This window comes from Nonlabens sp. Hel1_33_55 (assembly GCF_900101765.1).
GTDB lineage: Bacteria > Bacteroidota > Bacteroidia > Flavobacteriales > Flavobacteriaceae > Nonlabens.
This window is the reverse complement of sequence record NZ_LT627735.1, coordinates 2,516,268-2,534,568: the sequence shown is the minus strand read 5'-3', so window position 1 is coordinate 2,534,568 and position 18,301 is coordinate 2,516,268. Positions and strand designations below refer to the sequence as shown.

17 protein-coding genes and 1 tRNA gene are annotated in these 18,301 nt (G+C 39.6%); 12 read left to right on the top strand and 6 right to left on the bottom strand.

Translation table 11 applies throughout. From position 1 onward, the window contains the following. Positions 1-86 precede the first annotated feature (86 nt). Together BLO34_RS11355 and rpiB are read right to left on the bottom strand one after the other, a co-directional pair. A complete protein-coding gene (locus tag BLO34_RS11355) occupies positions 87-365 on the bottom strand; it encodes a hypothetical protein (protein ID WP_090755425.1) in 279 nt (92 codons plus the stop codon). Between the two features lie 3 nt (positions 366-368). Further along, positions 369-797 (bottom strand): ribose 5-phosphate isomerase B, encoded by a 429-nt coding sequence (gene rpiB, locus BLO34_RS11350; protein ID WP_090755423.1) that lies wholly within the window; start codon positions 795-797, stop codon positions 369-371. A 1,052-nt stretch (positions 798-1,849) separates the two neighbouring features. On the opposite strand from rpiB, the gene rnr reads away from it, so the two are divergent. The 5 genes from rnr (at position 1,850) to BLO34_RS11325 (ending at position 6,773) form a co-directional block, all read left to right on the top strand. Next, the gene (gene rnr / locus BLO34_RS11345; protein WP_090755421.1) at positions 1,850-4,048 is read left to right on the top strand and encodes a ribonuclease R; all 2,199 of its coding nucleotides are present in this window, start codon (positions 1,850-1,852) and stop codon (positions 4,046-4,048) included. Between the two features lie 12 nt (positions 4,049-4,060). Further along, on the top strand, positions 4,061-4,447 hold the full coding sequence (locus BLO34_RS11340; RefSeq protein ID WP_090755420.1) for a hypothetical protein: 387 nt from the start codon (positions 4,061-4,063) through the stop codon (positions 4,445-4,447). Between the two features lie 175 nt (positions 4,448-4,622). Continuing rightward, positions 4,623-5,063, top strand: a complete 441-nt coding sequence (locus BLO34_RS11335) for a DUF6265 family protein (protein WP_090755418.1) — start codon at positions 4,623-4,625, stop codon at positions 5,061-5,063. Between the two features lie 75 nt (positions 5,064-5,138). Then, on the top strand, positions 5,139-5,810 hold the full coding sequence (locus tag BLO34_RS11330) for a head GIN domain-containing protein (RefSeq protein WP_090755417.1): 672 nt from the start codon (positions 5,139-5,141) through the stop codon (positions 5,808-5,810). Between the two features lie 69 nt (positions 5,811-5,879). Further along, positions 5,880-6,773 carry a LysE family translocator gene (locus tag BLO34_RS11325; protein WP_090755415.1) on the top strand — a complete coding sequence of 298 codons (894 nt, stop codon included), beginning with the start codon at positions 5,880-5,882 and terminating at the stop codon, positions 6,771-6,773. 25 nt (positions 6,774-6,798) lie between these two features. Here the strand turns inward: BLO34_RS11325 and BLO34_RS11320 are convergent. Both BLO34_RS11320 and folB read right to left on the bottom strand, forming a co-directional pair. Next, positions 6,799-6,869 (bottom strand) — tRNA-Cys (locus BLO34_RS11320). A gap of 84 nt (positions 6,870-6,953) precedes the next feature. Further along, entirely contained in the window at positions 6,954-7,310 is a 357-nt protein-coding gene (folB, locus tag BLO34_RS11315; protein WP_090755414.1) for a dihydroneopterin aldolase, read from the bottom strand. 197 nt (positions 7,311-7,507) lie between these two features. On the opposite strand from folB, the gene BLO34_RS11310 reads away from it, so the two are divergent. From BLO34_RS11310 to BLO34_RS11295, 4 genes are all read left to right on the top strand, one after another. After that, a complete protein-coding gene (locus tag BLO34_RS11310; protein WP_090755412.1) occupies positions 7,508-9,193 on the top strand; it encodes a glutamine--tRNA ligase/YqeY domain fusion protein in 1,686 nt (561 codons plus the stop codon). A gap of 266 nt (positions 9,194-9,459) precedes the next feature. Further along, positions 9,460-9,837: a YtxH domain-containing protein gene (locus BLO34_RS11305; RefSeq protein WP_090755410.1), complete on the top strand. Its 378-nt coding sequence runs from the start codon at positions 9,460-9,462 to the stop codon at positions 9,835-9,837. A 9-nt stretch (positions 9,838-9,846) separates the two neighbouring features. Beyond that, complete coding sequence (locus BLO34_RS11300) at positions 9,847-10,218, top strand: phage holin family protein (RefSeq protein ID WP_157686783.1); 372 nt, start codon at positions 9,847-9,849, stop codon at positions 10,216-10,218. Further along, complete coding sequence (locus BLO34_RS11295; protein ID WP_090755407.1) at positions 10,211-10,420, top strand: DUF6327 family protein; 210 nt, start codon at positions 10,211-10,213, stop codon at positions 10,418-10,420. The genes BLO34_RS11300 and BLO34_RS11295 overlap by 8 nt, the downstream gene beginning before the upstream one ends. Before the next feature lie 69 nt (positions 10,421-10,489). Here BLO34_RS11295 and BLO34_RS11290 read toward each other — a convergent pair whose 3' ends face one another. Further along, positions 10,490-11,485, bottom strand: a complete 996-nt coding sequence (locus tag BLO34_RS11290; RefSeq protein ID WP_090755405.1) for an SPFH domain-containing protein — start codon at positions 11,483-11,485, stop codon at positions 10,490-10,492. Positions 11,486-11,552: 67 nt separating this feature from the next. On the opposite strand from BLO34_RS11290, the gene BLO34_RS11285 reads away from it, so the two are divergent. Next, entirely contained in the window at positions 11,553-12,185 is a 633-nt protein-coding gene (locus BLO34_RS11285) for a hypothetical protein (protein ID WP_157686782.1), read from the top strand. Between the two features lie 233 nt (positions 12,186-12,418). On the opposite strand, the gene gltX is transcribed toward BLO34_RS11285, so the two are convergent. After that, positions 12,419-13,942: a glutamate--tRNA ligase gene (gltX, locus tag BLO34_RS11280; protein WP_090755402.1), complete on the bottom strand. Its 1,524-nt coding sequence runs from the start codon at positions 13,940-13,942 to the stop codon at positions 12,419-12,421. A 402-nt stretch (positions 13,943-14,344) separates the two neighbouring features. Here gltX and BLO34_RS11275 point away from each other — a divergent pair, with 402 nt between their 5' ends. Together BLO34_RS11275 and ybeY are read left to right on the top strand one after the other, a co-directional pair. Next, positions 14,345-17,887, top strand: coding sequence for a DUF4175 family protein (locus tag BLO34_RS11275; RefSeq protein ID WP_090755401.1), 3,543 nt, complete (start codon positions 14,345-14,347; stop codon positions 17,885-17,887). After that, complete coding sequence (gene ybeY, locus BLO34_RS11270) at positions 17,880-18,299, top strand: rRNA maturation RNase YbeY (protein WP_090755399.1); 420 nt, start codon at positions 17,880-17,882, stop codon at positions 18,297-18,299. The genes BLO34_RS11275 and ybeY overlap by 8 nt, the downstream gene beginning before the upstream one ends. Positions 18,300-18,301 lie beyond the last annotated feature (2 nt).

Sequence of the window (18,301 nt, the reverse complement as noted above, 5' to 3'; positions counted from 1 at the left end):
AGAGATCTTATTTTGTTTCCGCTGATGCGAAAATCAATCTGTTATTAATTCAATTCTTTTTGGAGGATTTTCCACCTTTTTAAAAGCTAAAGCTTCCCACGCCACGACAACGATTCTTGATTATGCTGTTTCAATAAAACCTCATCAGATTGATAGGCCTTCATATAATTCACCGTTGTCAACAATTGCTCGTCACTTAGATTTTTATAGGCTGGACTTTTAAGTCGTCTGTTCCACTGGTCTCCTACAACTTGATCCAGCGCAATGCGCCAGTAGCAATGATTCTTAAAATGAAAATCTGGATATACAGTAGGAAGTTGGTTTCCCAACTCTAAATACTGCTTTTCCAAATCACTGCGATTCATACTCTAACAGGAGATCTTTTTCACACGTCGATCATGACGTCCACCTTCAAAAGGTGTATTTATAAAAGTCTCTACCAGTCCTACAGCTTGCGGGATAGAAGTAAAGCGCGCTGGAATACAGATGATGTTAGCATCGTTGTGCTGCCTTGCTAAAAATGCAATCTCTTTAGACCAACAGGTTGCACCACGAACTTCTGCATACTTGTTTACCGTCATGGAAACACCTTGAGCGCTTCCACAAATAACTACTGCAAGATCTGCTGTACCATTCACTATATCTTGTGCTACTGGATGGGCAAAATCTGGATAATCTACACTATCTGATCTATCTGTACCATGATTGGTAACCTTGTGACCTTTTTCTTCTAGAAATTCAACGATAGCCTTCTTATATTCAGGTCCTGCGTGATCGTTTCCTATGGAAATATTCATAATTCGTCAATTTTAGACTTCAAAAATAATGGGTTCAGCGCATTATGTACTTATCAACAACGAATGATTAACAGGATTCAATAACCTATGCATTACCTGTTAAAAAGATCTAAAAGAAAGTTCTTGCTTTATCCAATTAAAAAAGCATATGAAAATTTACATCGGGATAACCTTAAGATAACATTGCTTTTTTCCAGCAAGTTTTGAGAGTCTAACGATAGGTAATCAACAATTGACCTAGCGTTGTCTTTTAAACATTCTTTAGTGAATAGCAGTTATGCACAACTGTGGATGAAATACAGTAAATCATTGGTTTCTAAAAAAATGGCATTCTAATAAGCCGTGTATAACTGCTTATAAACTCCCTTAATATACAAATGCAAAAAACTGTTCATCATATTATACCGCTATCCACACTACATCATCATCATCATTTTTTTTTAAATAATTAGAAAAAGAAAAATATGATAGTATTTATTGTTGATAACAGGAAAAGAGTTTTTTAAGGTGAAGATGTTTTTGGATGTTCCCATCCCGCCAAAAGGCGCCATGGTCGGGCAGTACGTTACAATATTTTTGAGTAGTACTATATGGTGAAAAGGCTCAAAAAGGATTTTCACTCCTTTCCCTAACGCAGCTTTGGTGCTGTATGTTAAGATTAAATGAGTTAGATATAACTCAGGTAAACATGGACACGTTGCAAAAAGGCATGTCGATATATCTGCAGATAGTAAAAGTAGAAGAGATGATGGATATCAAGCTTTCGCGAAAGCGATATGATCTATGAAATGGGACCTAAACTAACGTAATAAAACGCAAGAACTCCTAAAAGTAAGATTCCTACAAATAGAAGGATTGCGACGTTAGAAAGATTAATAAGCTTTTTCATTCTCATAATATTTACGCTTTGACTTTAAACGCATACAAAAGTTTAACAAATATAATCGATTTTCATAAAATCAAGTTAATAAAAGGTAAAGTAGAGCTTATCAAATTGCATTAAGATCTTCTTATTAAGTACGACAGTTTGAATAGATTAACTTTGCGACCGTATGAATAACAAGAAGAAAAAGAGCGGTAAGACTAAGTTTCAAAACCTTACCCAGTCGATCATCAATGTTTTAAAGTCTGATGAGAATACGACCTACAACTACAAACAGATTTGTTCCAGATTAGGAATAACAGATAGCAGTACTCGCAACCAAGTCATAAAAAAACTACACCAGCTCAAATCAAAAGGGAAGATTGAAGAAATCGACCGTGGAAAATTTAAGCTGATCAAGGCTATTGATCACTATACTGGTAAAATTGATGTGAGTTCTAGAGGTACAGGTTATGTAATTACCAATGAACTGCAGGAAGACATCATGGTGCCGCGCAAGTCGCTGGGCCAGGCGCTTAACGGTGATGAGGTTGAGGTCTATGTCTATCATAGACGTCGTGGCCAGCAACCAGAAGGTGAGATAACCAGAATTATAAAACGCGCCAAAACCGAATTTGTAGGAACCATCCAGATTCACGAAAAGTTTGCTTTTGTAAACGTTACCGACCATAAAATCCAGACGGACTTTTTTGTTCCCAAGAAATATATCAATGGTGCCAAAGACGGTCAGGTAGTTCTAGTTGAATTTATTGATTGGAATGACAAGCAGGATTCACCAACGGGAAAAGTGAAGTCCATTTTAGGTGATCCAGGCGAGCACAATACAGAGATTCACGCTATCCTAGCGCAGTACGGTTTGCCATACGAATTCCCACCAGAAGTTGAGGAGCACGCAGAAAAGCTGGACACTTCCATTTCTGAACAAGAGATTTCAAAGCGCCGCGACATGCGGGACACGCTTACTTATACGATCGACCCTGCAGATGCTAAGGATTTTGACGATGCACTTTCCTTCAAACGCATGGAAGATGGCAAGTTTGAAATAGGAATTCACATCGCAGATGTTTCTCATTATGTGGAGAAAGATACTGTGTTGGATCAAGAAGCTTACGATCGCGCCACATCGGTTTACCTAGTGGACCGCGTGGTTCCCATGCTACCAGAAGTACTATCCAACGGTGTTTGTTCGCTGAACCCGCATGAGGATAAATTGACTTTTTCTGCTGTCTTTATCATGGACGGTAATGGTAAAGTTTATAAAGAATGGTTTGGTCGTACGATCATGCATTCAGACCAGCGTTTTGCTTATGAAGAGGCGCAACATATTATTGAAACAGGTAAAGGGGAAATTCCTGGATATATATCGCTTTCGCGAAAGCAGACTACCATCAATCCTGATATTGTAGATGCCACGTTAACGCTGGATTCCATCGCAAAGAAAATGCGCAACCAGCGTATGAGTGATGGTGCTCTAAGTTTTGATAAAACGGAAGTGAAGTTTGAACTCAATGAGAATGCGGTACCAACTGGAGTCTATTTCAAGACCTCAAAAGATGCCAACAAACTTATTGAAGAATTCATGTTGCTCGCTAACAGAAAAGTAGCGGCATTCATTGGGAAACGCAATCCTAAACAGACCTTTATTTATAGGATTCACGATGAGCCTAATGATGAGAAATTAGGTGCTTTGTCTAAGTTTGTCACACGTTTTGGCCACCGATTAGACCTTCGGGATCGTAAGACGATTACCTCATCCTTGAACAAATTATTGGATGATGTAAAAGGTCAAAAGGAGCAAAATATGATCGATACACTAGCGATTAGAACTATGTCCAAAGCTGTTTATTCCACAGATAATATAGGTCATTATGGTCTTGCTTTTGATTATTACTCACATTTTACAAGTCCTATACGTCGTTATCCTGACGTGATGGTCCACAGATTATTACAACACTACCTGGATGGTGGGAAATCGGTTAGTGAAGAGCAATATGAGGAAAAATGCCAGCATTCTACTGAGATGGAGATTCTTGCCACTAAAGCAGAACGAGACAGCATCAAATACATGCAGGTCAAGTTCATGAAAGATCACGCAGATGAGGAATTCCTAGGTGTAATTTCTGGTGTGACCGATTGGGGAATTTATGTGGAGATCCTATCTAACAAATGTGAGGGAATGATACGTCTTGGCGACCTAGATGATGATTCTTACGAGTTTGTGGAAGAAGAATATGCCGTGATAGGAAGACGTACTAAAAACGCTTACCGCTTAGGTGATGAAGTTTATGTGAAAGTCAAAAATGCAGATCTAGTGAAGAAACATCTGGATTTCTGGATGGTAGGCGCACGAGCTGAGGTAGAGAAGTAGATTAAAAGTTTTATGATTTCAACTTTTGAAAAACTGAACTATCTATCTGTTTTATGCATCATCATACTTTTAGTTTCATGCGGACAAAATAGACATGAGAAAATATTGAACGGATATTGGAAAGAAACTGAGGTTGATAGTGTAACGTGGCATTTCAATCGCGATTATTTAGAAATAATTAATGCTGATTCTGGAAAGTTGGATTGGAAAGCAACTCAGACAAGTATACATTTTGATTATCCAATTTTTTACTGGGATACTTTAGGTAGGATTATCGATGATAATGATGAGATTTTGATTAAATATAAACTCTCAAATCAAGAAGACAGTCTCTTTGGAACATTGAAAAACAAATTTGGAGTTCATAAATTCGATTTAGTACGTTTAAAAGAGAAATAGTAGTTTGAAAACTAAGATTTGCCATACCTGTAATCAAGAACATACGACCTTATATCGCGTACAGATCCAGAAAGGTGGCGATTGGATATTCTGCTGTAAACAATGCACAGAACGACATCAAGTCTTACCAGATTATAGATATGGTGGCACCTGGAAAGGTCATAGACATTAGAGTATGAAGTATTCTTTTTTAGTAGTAGCGCTTATATTCATTTCCTGTAAATCAGATAAAGACAATTATGAGCCACAATCTATCGATTGGATGTTGGGAAGTTGGGTTAGAGTAGATGGTCGTTCTGACCGTACCAGTTATGAAGTGTGGGAAAAAAACGGTGACGATTATGTTGGAATAGGATATACACTCCAAAATAACGATACGATTTTCAAGGAAGAAATGAGGCTAACTGATACAGGCCAATGGATGCTCGTGGTTTCAGGTGCAGAAAATGGTGATGTGGCTTTTATTTCTCAAGAACTACAGGATGACAAACTCAGTGTTTACAATCCCATGCACGATTTTCCGAAGGAGATTCATTATTGGATCCAGGATGATACGCTTAGAGCTTCTGTTGGTAACGATGGAGAGAAGATTGAATTTAGCTTTGTGAAGCGATAGGATATACTTCTCATGAATTATTAGCGTTGACTGTAACAATTCTCCAACAACGACATCTTTAACAAAACACAACTCATGAAAAACATACTATCTATCATCGCATTCTCATTGTCACTAGCTGTTGCCGCACAAGGCGATAAAGAGGTAAACATTGACAATTTCCACACTATTAAAGCTTATGATCTTATCAATGTGCAATTGGTAAAGTCTGATGTGAATAAATTAGAGATCAAGGGAAAAGACTCAGATAATGTCACTTATGTATTTAAGGATGGTTTGTTAAAACTGCGCATGGATACCAACAAGATCTTTGATGGTAACAACACGTACGTGACCGTGTTTTACACCGATTTAAAAACGATAGACGCTAATGAAGGTGCAGAGATTTATGCTAAAGATATCTCTGGACAAGATTCTGTCGAGATAAAAACTCAAGAAGGCGCACGGGTTGTTGCTGGCGTTGATCTAAATAAAATAGATGTTCGCGCTGTGACTGGTGGTATTGTAGAACTTCATGGTAAAGTCATCAAGCAAAATGTTACCGTTAATACTGGCGGCATCGTTGAGAATAGAGAACTTAAATCAGAAACTACAGAGGTAAAAGTACAAGCTGGTGGCGAGGTTGAGGTCTATGCGAGCAAATCTGTGGACGCAAGAGTTCGTGCCGGTGGCGATATCATTGTTTACGGCAATCCTAAAAATGTGAACCAGAAATCTTTATTTGGTGGTGATATTGTTATCAAATAGATAACACCTATTTGCCTTATTCTTTTCAAATCCTATTGCATACCTTTGGTAGTCTAGCCTTATGACTACATGGTAGAAGATATTATTAGCGCTATCCCTTTAGGATTTGTCATTGCATTTCTTATAGGTCCCGTATTTTTCGCATTACTTGAAACCAGTGCCATTAAAGGTTTTAGGGCAGCGCTTGCTTTTGATATAGGCGTTATAGTAGCAGACATTATCTTTTTAATGGTTGCCTATTTTATGACTTCTTCCATACTGGAGAAGCTCAAAGATGATCCTAGCTTATTTGTTTTTGGAGGTGGTATTTTAGCCGCATATGGAGTTATTTCATTTGCTCAAACCCGTAAATCCTATCTTAAAGAAGTCGATCCTAATGTACTGATCGTACAGAACAATAACTATTTGAAACTAGCCATCAAAGGCTTTTTACTCAATTTTATCAATGTTGGCGTTCTTGGATTTTGGTTGGGATTGATCGTTGTTTTTAGTCCGCAGATGGAAGGTGATGGTAATAGAATCTTGATCTTTTTCTCGACGACTTTATTGGTCTACTTTATAGTAGACATTTTTAAAATCATGCTCGCCAAAAGCCTCAATAGATACCTCACACCATTGCGTATCTTTTGGTTAAAGCGACTTATTGCTATTATCATGATGGTTTGTGGTGCAGTATTGATTTTCAAAGGATTGTTTCCAGAAACATCTGAGCAATTTGAAGAGCGCATACACATTATGCCAGAGCTAGTAGATCCAACTGATGCAGAATCCTACCAAGACAGTCTACTCAAAGTCATAGAAGAAGAGCGTAAGAGAAAACAAACGCCAGTGAGACAAGTTCCAAAGAAAGATCCTATTACTGTTCCTGATTTTGATCCTTCCAAACAAACTAATAAGCCAGAGATTGATACGCAAGAAGACAGTCTCTTGAAACTGATAGATTCAACAATGCAAAATCCCTAGCCATAGAACTAGGGATTTGCTGTAGAGGCGTCAAGCGGATTCGAACCGCTGTACAAGGTTTTGCAGACCTTTGCCTAGCCACTCGGCCATGACGCCCTAAATTATTGGGACTGCAAAAATAACAAATATTCTTTCTTAACTACGTTTGACCACCATAGATATTTGATGGCAACGATCGGCTTATCGTGATTGTTCCATCTGGATGGTCACCATTTCTACATCGCCGCCTAATGGTGGATTGAGTTTTGAAACTTTCACCTGAATTTCCTGTACCATTTCTTCCTCAACAAAAACACGATCAATAATGCGTTGCGCTACATGTTCCAGCAGTTTGGAACGCACCGCCATTTCTTCCTTGATCACTTTATTGAGATAGACATAATCCACGGTATCACTCAAGTCATCGGTTTTGGAGCTTTTGGTCAAATCTGTGGTGACCTCAAGATCCACGCGGTATTCACTACCTATGAGTTCTTCCTCGGTCAGGCAGCCGTGATTGGTATAGACACGTACGTTATTCAGGATAATTTTATGCATGTGGTAAAGATAGAATCAAGAAATGAGAATCAAGAAGTATGATTGAAGGGATCATGATTGTAGATATTTCGCTTTCGCGAAAGCGAAATAAACATAATCCATCGCTACAATTTAGTAGCCGTAACTGAACCTACAATCCAGTTTATCTACATTATCAACAACCTAATCACTAACTTTGTGGGTTAAATCCAACGGTTATGAGCGATACGGTAAAGCGCAACAATTTTATAGAAGATATTATTGATGAGGATCTAGAACAAGGTCTGGATCAACAGAAGTTGCGATTTAGATTCCCGCCAGAGCCTAATGGTTTCTTGCACATAGGACATGCCAGTGCGATATGTTTAAACTTTGGACTAGGTGAGAGATATAACCAGCCGGTCAACCTTAGATTTGACGATACCAATCCTGCAAAGGAAGAAGCCAAATTTGTAGACGCCATAAAGAATGACGTGGAATGGTTGGGTTACAAATGGGATAATCTATGCTATGCGTCAGATTATTTCCAACAATTGTATGACTGGGCGATCCAATTGATCAAGGATGGAAAGGCTTATGTTGATTCTCAATCCAGTGTTTTAATTGCAGAACAAAAGGGAACACCTACAGAGCCTGGCGTTGATAGTCCATTCAGAAATAGAACCGTTGAGGAAAATCTGGAGTTATTTGAAGGAATGAAAAACGGTGATTTTGGCGAGTCAGAGCATGTTCTACGTGCTAAAATCGATATGAAATCCACCAACATGCTTATGCGTGATCCTATTATTTATCGAGTGGTAGATCGTGCACACCATCGTACAGGAACTGATTGGAAGATTTATCCTATGTACGACTGGACACATGGAGAAAGTGATTACATCGAGCAGATCAGTCATTCATTCTGTACGCTGGAATTTTTACCACATAGAGAATTATACAACTGGTTCCTGGATCAAATTGTAGATCCAGAAAAGATTAGACCTAAGCAACGCGAGTTTGCAAGACGTAACGTATCGCATACCGTCACCAGTAAGCGCAAATTGCAGCAGTTAGTGGAGCAAGGCGTGGTAACCGGCTGGGACGATCCCAGAATGACAACCATCAGTGGTTTGAGACGTCGCGGTTATACCGCAGACGCCATCAAGAATTTTGCAGAATCGGTCGGGATTGCAAGACGTGAGAATCTAGTGGATATGAATCACCTAGAATTCCACCTGCGTGAGGATCTCAACAAAAAAGCAGATCGTGTCATGTGTGTGCTTGACCCAGTAAAACTGGTCATCACCAACTATCCAGAAGGAAAAACCGAAATGCTGGAAGCAGAAAACAGTCAGGAAGATGAATCTCGTGGCTATCGCGAGGTACCATTTTCCAAAGAGCTATACATCGAGCGTGAAGATTTTAAGGAAAGTGCCAATAAAAAATACTTCAGACTTACTATAGGAAAGGAAGTCCGCTTAAAGAACGCTTATATCATCAAAGGTGAATCCTGCATCAAGGATGCTGATGGTAACATTACTGAAATCCACGCTACCTATGATCCAGATTCTAAAAGTGGTAGTGGTACAGAGGCCAGCATGCGACGTGTGAAGGGAACACTTCACTGGGTTAGTAAAGAACATGCCGTACCGGTTGAGGTGCGATTGTACGATCGCTTATTCACCGTTCCATCGCCTGATACAGATAAGGATAAGGATTTCATGGAATTTGTGAACAAGGATTCCTTAGAAGTCATTACTGCAATGGCAGAACCAGAGATGAAAAAACTAAGAGTAGGCGATACGGTGCAGTTCCAGCGTTTAGGATATTTCTGCGTGGATCCAGATACGACAGCAGACCACATGGTTTTCAATCGCACGGTGACCCTACGCGATACTTGGGCTAAGGTCGAGAATGCCGATTAATTGCAGATAGATTAGAATAGGTTCGCTTTCGCGAAAGCGAACTATGAATAGGTAGTACAACAGCCTTTCAACTTATGAACTAACCAAAATATCATTTGTTATAACCTGTGATAAAATCTGTTGGTTTTTAACATGAAATTTAGGTGATTCCCAATTTTGGGATTGATTTAATAGTTTTCCACCGTAAGGTTAACGACCCATTAACGAACGTGGGTTTTTCCTCACGTATCTTTGTACCATACAATTAATCAAAATAATTATCAAAAATGGCAAATAAAGGAACAGGACTTATAGCATTATTAGCAGGTGCAGCAGTAGGAGCAGCAGCAGCATTGTTATACGCACCAGAAAGTGGTGAGCAAACTAGAAAAAAATTGTCTAAACAGGCAAAGAAAACACAAGGAGACATCGAGCGTTCTACACGTGAGACTTACAACAACCTTGCTGGAAGAGCAAACGAATTAAAAGGAACCATCAGTGAGCGTCTTGACAGCGCTTTATCAAGTGCTTCTTACAAAGCAGATGACGCTATCGTTGCACTAGAAGATAAATTAGAGCAACTACGTTCTAAAAATGCAAAACTGCAAAAGCCAGGTTCAGTAACTGAAGCGGTAGATACAGTGAAGGCAAAAGTAAAAGCATAATTCAAGGATTTGAGCAAAAGCATTAAAGAAAATTTTGAAGATTTATCATCGACGGCCAAGGGTTACCTTGAGTCGTCGATTGCTTATTATAAGTTAGACTTCTTCAAAAAGATGATGAAGATCACTATTGATGCTTCTCATAAACTTATACTTGCTTTTTTCTTGCTGATAGGCTTATTGTTTATAAGCGTAGCGGCCAGTATTTATATTGGTAATTTAGTAGGTAGTCTTTCTGCTGGTTATTTGATCATGGGAGGTTTTTATTTAATACTGGTAGTTGTTTCTGCATTAACGCTGAAACCCGTGTTGAGAAAAATTATTCTACAGCGAGCCAGCAAGTCTTATTTTAATGACAAAAATGAAATCGAGACTGATGAATGATAAAAAGATATATAGCAGTTTTAGCGATATAAATAGAGATCTACAGATTCTTGAATTAGAAAAGAAGATAGCTTTTGAGAAGATGAAGATTGATATTGAAGACGTAAAACGCAGCATCTCTCCTTCACACATCGTTAGCAAAGCATGGCACAATGTGTCTGATGGAGCGATCCACATGGCTCAAAAACTATTGGGCAACTAGCTTGTACTAATACATAAAAAAAGCGCTGATCGTTTAATCAGCGCTTTTTTTGTTTAATAATCTTCTGGATTATGAGTCAAAGTTATCATCGTCATAATTAGATTCCTCAGTTGGCGGGATGCGCTTGCGAGGTTTTGGTTCGATGCCTTTGTTCTTATTCTCCTTCTTCATCTCTTCACCTATGCGTGCACTAGCGGTAAAACTTGCGATCATGTTATTCAACATATCACTACCAGCTTGTGGTGAGTTAGGTAAAAGAATCAAGTTAGAGTTGGTGTGTTCACCTATGGATTGTAATGTATCATAGTGTTGGGTTACTACAATAAGCGCACTCGCTTCCTGTGAATTGATACCAACGTTGTTCAACACATCTACAGACTCTTCAAGACCACGAGCGATCTCACGACGCTGGTCTGCGATACCTTGACCTTGTAGGCGTTTGGATTCTGCTTCAGCGCGTGCTTTTGCTACGATTTTGATACGTTCAGCTTCAGCTTCGTATTCTGCGGCGGTTTTCTCACGCTCTGATGCATTGATACGGTTCATAGCAGCCTTTACCTGTACATCAGGATCAATGTCTGTTACAAGCGTCTTGATGATATCATAACCATAATCCATCATAGCTTCGTTCAATTCACGTTTTACAGCAATGGCGATGTCATCTTTCTTTTCAAAAACGTAATCAAGCTTCATTTTTGGAACCTCTGCACGTACCACGTCAAAAACATAAGCGGTGATCTGATCATGCGGATTCTGCAATCTGTAGAATGCATCATACACTTTCTCACGACGTACCTGGAATTGAACAGAAATTTTAAGACGCACAAACACGTCATCTTTCGTTTTTGTCTCGACGATTACATCCAATTGCTGAATCTTCAAGTTGATGCGTCCAGCCACCTTATCGATTAACGGGACCTTTAATTGGAGACCAGAATTACGTATGCTGGTAAACCTACCGAACCGTTCTATAATGGCAGATGTCTGCTGTTTCACTGTAAAGAATACACTGAATAATAAAAATATACCGATGACTACTATGACCGGTAGAATGAATAACTCCATGTTGTTTTATTTGATTAGGTTAAGATACAAACCATTAGTCTTAAGTTTGCCCGTTCAGTTACAAAATATGAGGTCCCTAATAGTATCAATCGTGTTTATCTTTTGCCTGGTGCAAGCACATTCACAAAAGTATAGAGCAAATATCAACCGGTTAGGAATAGGTGCAGACGTTACTTTTTTGCAATTGGATAGCGATCAAGTGAACACTGCAACCGCTCTAGGTTATGCTGGATATCTCGAGACGCGTGGCGAGTTCAATCGCAGTCTGGATATGATTTACTCCATAGCAATTTTCAATCACAATCTAGAAGTAGAAGAGTTTGCCAGTGATCAGCAATTGGAAACTAGTCTGCTGGGCGCCAAAATTAAATTTCTTCTCGCTTACAGACCATTTGGAACTCCAATATTAACGCTGGAGGCAGGCCCATCAGCCACACTCAATGGTGAGTTCAAGTTTGATGAATCTCAAGAAAATCTATTGGTAGGTAGCGTGAATCCTGTAACCGTTGAAGAGTTCAAGAAAACCACGAGCTTCAATTTTGGCGCCGTTGGTGGACTTTCGGTAGGTATAGATAATTTTAGGATCATGGCGCATTACCATTATAATTTCATCGATGTGCTAGATGGTGTTGACACGTTAGGCAATGAATTGGAAGGGAAGCTAAGTTATGTGAGCGCAGGGCTCAGGTTGTATCTTTAAATATTATTTATTCTGGGCGTGACCACAACCGTTCGCTTAGGCTCGCGGTAGCCGTCAGGCTATACGCTACAAGTCCTCGTGCCGCTTATGGCGTCACTGTGGGCTTTCCGTTGCTATCCTTCACGCGCTTGCCGCTGAAATATTAATAGCTTTTGCTTTGAGAAAACTCTTGCTAACCTCATGCTCAAAGCTCGTAGGAAAGTGTTTAACTCAAAGTTTTAAGTGAAGTCTCTTTACTGAGCTGCGTCTAATTGATCGATGGCAAATTGGATTCTATTTACCGTTTCCTGCTTTCCAATCAAACTAGCAATCTCAAAAACATCAGGTCCCATAAGGCTTCCCACAAGAGAAAGTCGCAAAGGCATCATCACTTTACCAAATCCCATTTCCTGTTCCTTGATCCATCCTTTGACCGCATCGCTTAAACCAACGGCACTATCATCATTTGTATTCTGAATGACGGTGATTACATTTTTCATGATTTCTGAGGTATCAGCCTTCCATGATTTGGAAGCTGCTTTCTCATCAAAATCAGTAGGAGCGACAAAGAAAAATCCAGCCAATGCAAACAAGTCTTCTACAAAAACAGCGCGCTCCTTAATCAGACCAACGACGATGTTGACGTAATCTTGGGAGCCATATTCAATGCCTTTGGATTGTAGCGCTTTCGCGAAAGCGTCACCCACAACGGCATCATCCTGCTGTACAAACCATTGTTGTTGGAACCATTTAGTTTTTTCAGGATCAAACTTTGCACCTGAATTATTGACGTGTTCCAGTGAGAAGGCCTGAACCAACTCTTCCAAAGAAAATATTTCCTGCTCAGTTCCAGGGTTCCATCCTAGAAATGCGAGCATGTTGACTACCGCTTCCGGCAAGTAGCCATCCTCGCGATAACCGCTGCTGATTTCACCATTCTCTGGATTCCATTCCAGCGGGAACACAGGGAAGCCCATTTTGTCACCATCTCGCTTACTCAACTTCCCTTTACCGGTAGGCTTTAGGATAAGTGGTAAATGTGCAAACTTAGGAGCTTGCCAGTTCAAACTCTCATATAGCAATACGTGCAGCGCCATACTGGGCAACCATTCCTCACCACGTATCACGTGCGATATTTCCATCTCGTGATCATCAACGATGTTTGCTAGGTGATAGGTAGGCATGCCGTCACTTTTGAATAGCACCTTGTCATCCAATAAACTCGTATCAATTTCAATCCCTTTACGGATCTCGTCAAACATGAATAAAGTTTTGATTTCAGGTTTGAACCGGATCACATATTCATCACCTCTATCTATTCTTTCTTGAACTTCGTTTTCAGTAAGCGTTAGCGAGTTGGTAAATTGTTTTCTGTTGTGATGGTTGTAAATAAATGTTTCTTTATTCGCTTCAGCAGTGGTACGCGCGTCTGCTAGTTCTTCTGCGGTGTCAAAAGCGTAGTACGCAGCGCCATTTTTAATGAGTTGTAACGCATATTTCTTGTAACGATCCTTGCGCTCGCTCTGACGGTATGGCCCATGACCACCATCTTTTCCTGGTCCTTCATCATAAGGTATGTTGCACCAGTTGAGTGATTCTATGATATAATCTTCTGCACCTGGTACGTATCTATTCTGGTCTGTATCCTCAATACGCAGGATAAAAGTTCCATTGTGTTTTTTGGCAAACAAATAGTTGAATAGAGCAGTGCGCACACCACCTATATGTAATGGTCCTGTTGGACTAGGAGCAAATCTTACACGAACATTTTCACTCATAACTTAGGCAATTTTTGAGGTGGCAAAGATAGGGATTGCTTGTGGTGTGAAGAAGTTATAAGCAGTGATTGATGTTAGGGTATTGTTAGAGTTACTAAATATTCACGTCAAAAAAATTTACGGCGTTTTGAGAAAAATGTCTTCGTCTTATTTGTTAAGGTAATTTCATAAGTGAGTTAACGAAACGGTATTGTCTTTGTGATGATACTTCCCGAATTCCCGCTCTAATTCCCGTAAATCCGAAACTGGGTAAACGCGTGAGCGATAGTAGCGGAAATCCTTTTTTTGAGATTGCCTTTAGCATGTCAAGAAAAGATTGAAGCGAATAGCGCGACCCCTAAGGGTCACGCTCAAATAAATAGTATTTTTAGTCGTTTCTAATTATAAGCTAGATATCTGTCAATGACCAATTTCCAAATCATAGAACAAAAGCTGAACCGCTTCATTCGCAAATACTATGTGAATGAATTGATTCGTGGCGTTATTCTGTTTTTGGCGATTGGGTTGCTGTATTTCATTACCGTTTCTGTGATTGAATATTTTTTCTGGCTTAGTAAGTTGGGACGCACGATTTTGTTCTGGTCATTTATCGCGGTAGAGTTAGGATTGCTTTTCAAGTTTGTGGCGATTCCTGTGGCTAGGCTTGTAAAACTCTTTTCTGGAATTGATTTTAGAGATGCGAGCGAGATCATTGGGAATCATTTTCCAGAGGTTTCAGATAAGTTGGTCAATGTGTTGCAATTGCACGCCACTGGCGGTGATGATGAGTTGACCTGGGCCAGTATTAATCAGAAAAGTGAAGACTTGAAGCCTATACCTTTTAGTATGGCGATTGATTTCAAGAACAATAAGCAATACCTTAAATACCTAGCGATTCCTGTTCTGATTATTGGTGCGCTCATCGCTACAGGGAACAATGATGTTATTGAAAGTGCCTCTAGAGTAGCAGATTATAAGACAGATTACATTCCGCCGGCTCCTTTTTTCTTTGAGGTTATTAATAACGATTTAAATGCTCTTGAAAATGCACCGTTTGAGTTGAATATCAAGGTAAGTGGCAATCGTTTGCCAGAAAATGCCTCTATTGTGGTCGACGGGCAAACGATGTATCTCAATCAACAAGATCTAGAGACTTACACCTATACATTTGAGAGACCAGTTACTAACATTCCATTTTATCTAGTTGCCAATGAGGTGCGTAGCGTCGATTACATCCTCAATGTAGATAAAGTTCCCACCATACAAGGGTTTGAGTTGGAACTGGACTATCCAGCATATACGGGTAAGAGGGACGAGGTTTTAAAGAGTACGGGAAATGCGCTTGTACCGCAGGGAACCAATATTACGTGGAAAGTCAATACATCTGCGACTGATTTGGTTCAATTTAGAACTGCGGATAAGAATACTAATTTTAGTAGTGAGGCTGGTGGATTGTTCGCTTTCGCGAAAGCGATATCTCAACCACTTCCTTACTCCATTGTGACTTCCAATAATAACGTCAGAGATCACGAACAATTGGATTTCAAAATTGAGGTGATCGCAGACGAGTTTCCTGAACTTTCTATGGAGATGAAGCGTGATTCTATTGATGATCGCATCATGTATTTTAAAGGTCAGGCAGCGGACGACTATGGTATACGCAAGCTACAATTGGTCTACTACAAGAACGAGGACACTACTAACAAAACTGTAGTTGCTTTACCTAATACTGGCGGTACTTATCAGCAGTTTGTAAGAGCATTTCCTTCCAATCTACTTTTAGAACCTGGAAACAGTTATAGCTTTTACTTTGAAGTCATTGATAATGATGCGGTAAATGCATTCAAATCGACTAAATCAGAGGTTTATTCCTATAATAAAGCATCTGTTGATGAAGAGGAAGACCTGCAGCTGAAAGAACAAAAGGAATCACTTTCTAACCTTGAAAAAGCATTGAAAGAGCAACAGAAGGAACAAAATCTTATCAAGGAATTATCTCAAGATCAAATCGAGAAGGATGCTCGCAGTTTTAATGATAAGCGCAAACTGGATCAAGCGGTAAAGAATCAGCAAAAAAAAGAGCAGGAAATACGCAAGCAACTAAACCGATTGGAAAACCAACTGGACAAAACTGCTCCTCAGGATGATCCTAAGAAAGCCAAACTTCAAGAACGTTTGCAGGAAACTGCAGCAGAGTCCAAGAAGAATGAAGAATTACTTAAGCAAATTGAAGAATACCAAGACAAGATTTCAAAGGAAGAACTTCAGGAGCAATTAGAGAAATCACAAAATAAAACCAGAGAACAACAACGCAGCCTTAAACAGCTTCTGGAATTGACAAAGCGGTATTATGTCTCGCAAAAATATGAGCAATTAGGCCGTAAGCTCCAAGAGATCGCCGCAGAGCAAGAGGAACAATCGCAAAAAGATGGTATAGACAACAAACAAGAGGATCAGAAGAAGCTCAATGAAGATTATATGAATTGGGAAAAGGAATTACGTGATCTAGAAAAGGAGAACAATGACTTGAAAAAACCCATGGATCTTGATTTTGATCCTCAAGAGAGTGACGACATAAAATCAGAGCAAGAACAAGCTAGTGAGTCACTTATGAATAATGATTCTAAACAAGCTAAACCTAAGCAAAAGTCAGCGGCTGATAAAATGAAGAAGCAGGCTGCCGCGATGGAACAGAATATGCAATCCATGGAAGGCGAGCAAATGGAGGAAGATTTGGAGATGCTTCGTCAAATTCTCGATAATTTGGTGTTATTCTCTCAGTCGCAGGAAACGGTGTTGGAGTCTGTCAAGGCCATGAAGACCAATAGTCCTAAACTGGGAAAAAGTTTAAGATCACAAAAAGAGTTAGAACTTGCCTTCAAGCATGTGGACGATAGTTTATTTGCTCTTTCTTCTCGCAATGCAGATTTAGGGAAAGAAATCAATGAAGAAGTAGTTGACATTTATTATTTCATGGAGAAATCGATGGAACAACTAGCAGAGTTCAATTTGAACCAAGGACAGGTATCCCAACAAACAACATTGGGTGGCGCTAACAAATTGGCGTTATTGCTAAGTAGTGCATTGGATAGTGCAAATAACCCTGATATTTCCTCTGGTAAGCCTAATAAATCAGGCCAAGGCGCAGGTTTTCAACTTCCAGACTTAATCAAAAAGCAGGAAAGTTTGAAAAAAGACGGCGAGGAAGGCGAAGACGGTGACGAAGGAAAGGAAGGAAAAGAAGGTAAGTCCGGTCAACAAGGCCAGAAGCCAGGTGCAGGAAAGCCTGGTGAAAGTGGTGAAGCTGGCGAATCTGGTAAGAACGGAAAACGAGGCAGCTCAGGACAACAAGGTGCCAACGGTAAGTCTGGTCAGAATGGTCAATCAGGCCAAGGTAATGATGGCGATGGAGAAAATGGTAAAGCCGGCAAGGACGGCAACAATGGTGAATCAGGAAATCAAGGCAACAAGGGTAAGTCCGGCAATGGTCAAAGTCCTGGCAATGGTTCCAATGATGGAGATGGTAATGAAGAGAATTCTTATCGGGAAAGTGAAGAGGAAAGCCGTCGTATCTATGACATCTTCAAGCAACAACAAGAATTACGCAATCAGTTAGAGGATATGCTTATCAAGGAAGGCATGCAACAAAAGGTGGATGAAATAAGTGGTGCCATGAAAGGTGTGGAGCGCAAGCTTCTAGACCAAGGTTTTAATAGAGAAGTGCAACAACAAATGAGCGAAATTATTCATGATCTTCTTAAATTGAAAGATGCTAATGCAGAACAAGGTGAAGAACAACAACGACAATCAGAAACCAATTTTAATCAGTTCAACAATCCGTTGAACATGGATCCAGAGCTGATCAAACGTTACTTCAATAATAAAGAAATTCTCAATAGACAAGTATTACCTTTGCAGCCTCAATACCGCACTAAGGTTAAGGAATACTTTAAGACAGATGATTGAATTTTCTTTTCAGACTGAATTCGATTTGGATAACGAAGTAGTGTATGTCGATTGGTTATCTCGTTTAGCTGATCACTACGATGCAACTATCGATTCCTTGGGCTATGTATTTTGTGATGATGATTATGTTCATTCGATAAATCTGAAGCATTTGGATCATGATACATATACCGATATTATCACCTTTGATTATGGTACTGATTCCGTTTTAGAGGGTGAAATTTATATAAGCATTGATCGTGTAAAGGAAAACGCTGCCGATTTAGACCAAGATTTTCAAGTTGAATTACGGCGTGTTATGAGTCATGGTTTATTACATATGATGGGTTTTGGTGATCAAACCGACGAAGAAAAGCAAATAATGAGAGGTCTAGAAGATCAGTCTCTCGAAATGTTTCACGTGAAACAATAGAT

Bases quoted from the DNA above. Each gene is read 5' to 3' on its own strand.
- folB (WP_090755414.1), bottom strand. From the start codon at position 7,310: ATGCATAAAATTATCCTGAATAACGTACGTGTCTATACCAATCACGGC.
- BLO34_RS11285 (WP_157686782.1), top strand. From the start codon at position 11,553: ATGAGGTCCCTAATAGTATCAATCGTGTTTATCTTTTGCCTGGTGCAA.
- ybeY (WP_090755399.1), top strand. From the start codon at position 17,880: ATGATTGAATTTTCTTTTCAGACTGAATTCGATTTGGATAACGAAGTA.
- gltX (WP_090755402.1), bottom strand. From the start codon at position 13,942: ATGAGTGAAAATGTTCGTGTAAGATTTGCTCCTAGTCCAACAGGACCA.
- BLO34_RS11335 (WP_090755418.1), top strand. From the start codon at position 4,623: ATGAAGTATTCTTTTTTAGTAGTAGCGCTTATATTCATTTCCTGTAAA.
- BLO34_RS11305 (WP_090755410.1), top strand. From the start codon at position 9,460: ATGGCAAATAAAGGAACAGGACTTATAGCATTATTAGCAGGTGCAGCA.
- BLO34_RS11330 (WP_090755417.1), top strand. From the start codon at position 5,139: ATGAAAAACATACTATCTATCATCGCATTCTCATTGTCACTAGCTGTT.
- BLO34_RS11295 (WP_090755407.1), top strand. From the start codon at position 10,211: ATGAATGATAAAAAGATATATAGCAGTTTTAGCGATATAAATAGAGAT.
- rnr (WP_090755421.1), top strand. From the start codon at position 1,850: ATGAATAACAAGAAGAAAAAGAGCGGTAAGACTAAGTTTCAAAACCTT.
- BLO34_RS11290 (WP_090755405.1), bottom strand. From the start codon at position 11,485: ATGGAGTTATTCATTCTACCGGTCATAGTAGTCATCGGTATATTTTTA.
- BLO34_RS11325 (WP_090755415.1), top strand. From the start codon at position 5,880: ATGGTAGAAGATATTATTAGCGCTATCCCTTTAGGATTTGTCATTGCA.
- BLO34_RS11310 (WP_090755412.1), top strand. From the start codon at position 7,508: ATGAGCGATACGGTAAAGCGCAACAATTTTATAGAAGATATTATTGAT.
- BLO34_RS11355 (WP_090755425.1), bottom strand. From the start codon at position 365: ATGAATCGCAGTGATTTGGAAAAGCAGTATTTAGAGTTGGGAAACCAA.
- rpiB (WP_090755423.1), bottom strand. From the start codon at position 797: ATGAATATTTCCATAGGAAACGATCACGCAGGACCTGAATATAAGAAG.
- BLO34_RS11275 (WP_090755401.1), top strand. From the start codon at position 14,345: ATGACCAATTTCCAAATCATAGAACAAAAGCTGAACCGCTTCATTCGC.
- BLO34_RS11340 (WP_090755420.1), top strand. From the start codon at position 4,061: ATGATTTCAACTTTTGAAAAACTGAACTATCTATCTGTTTTATGCATC.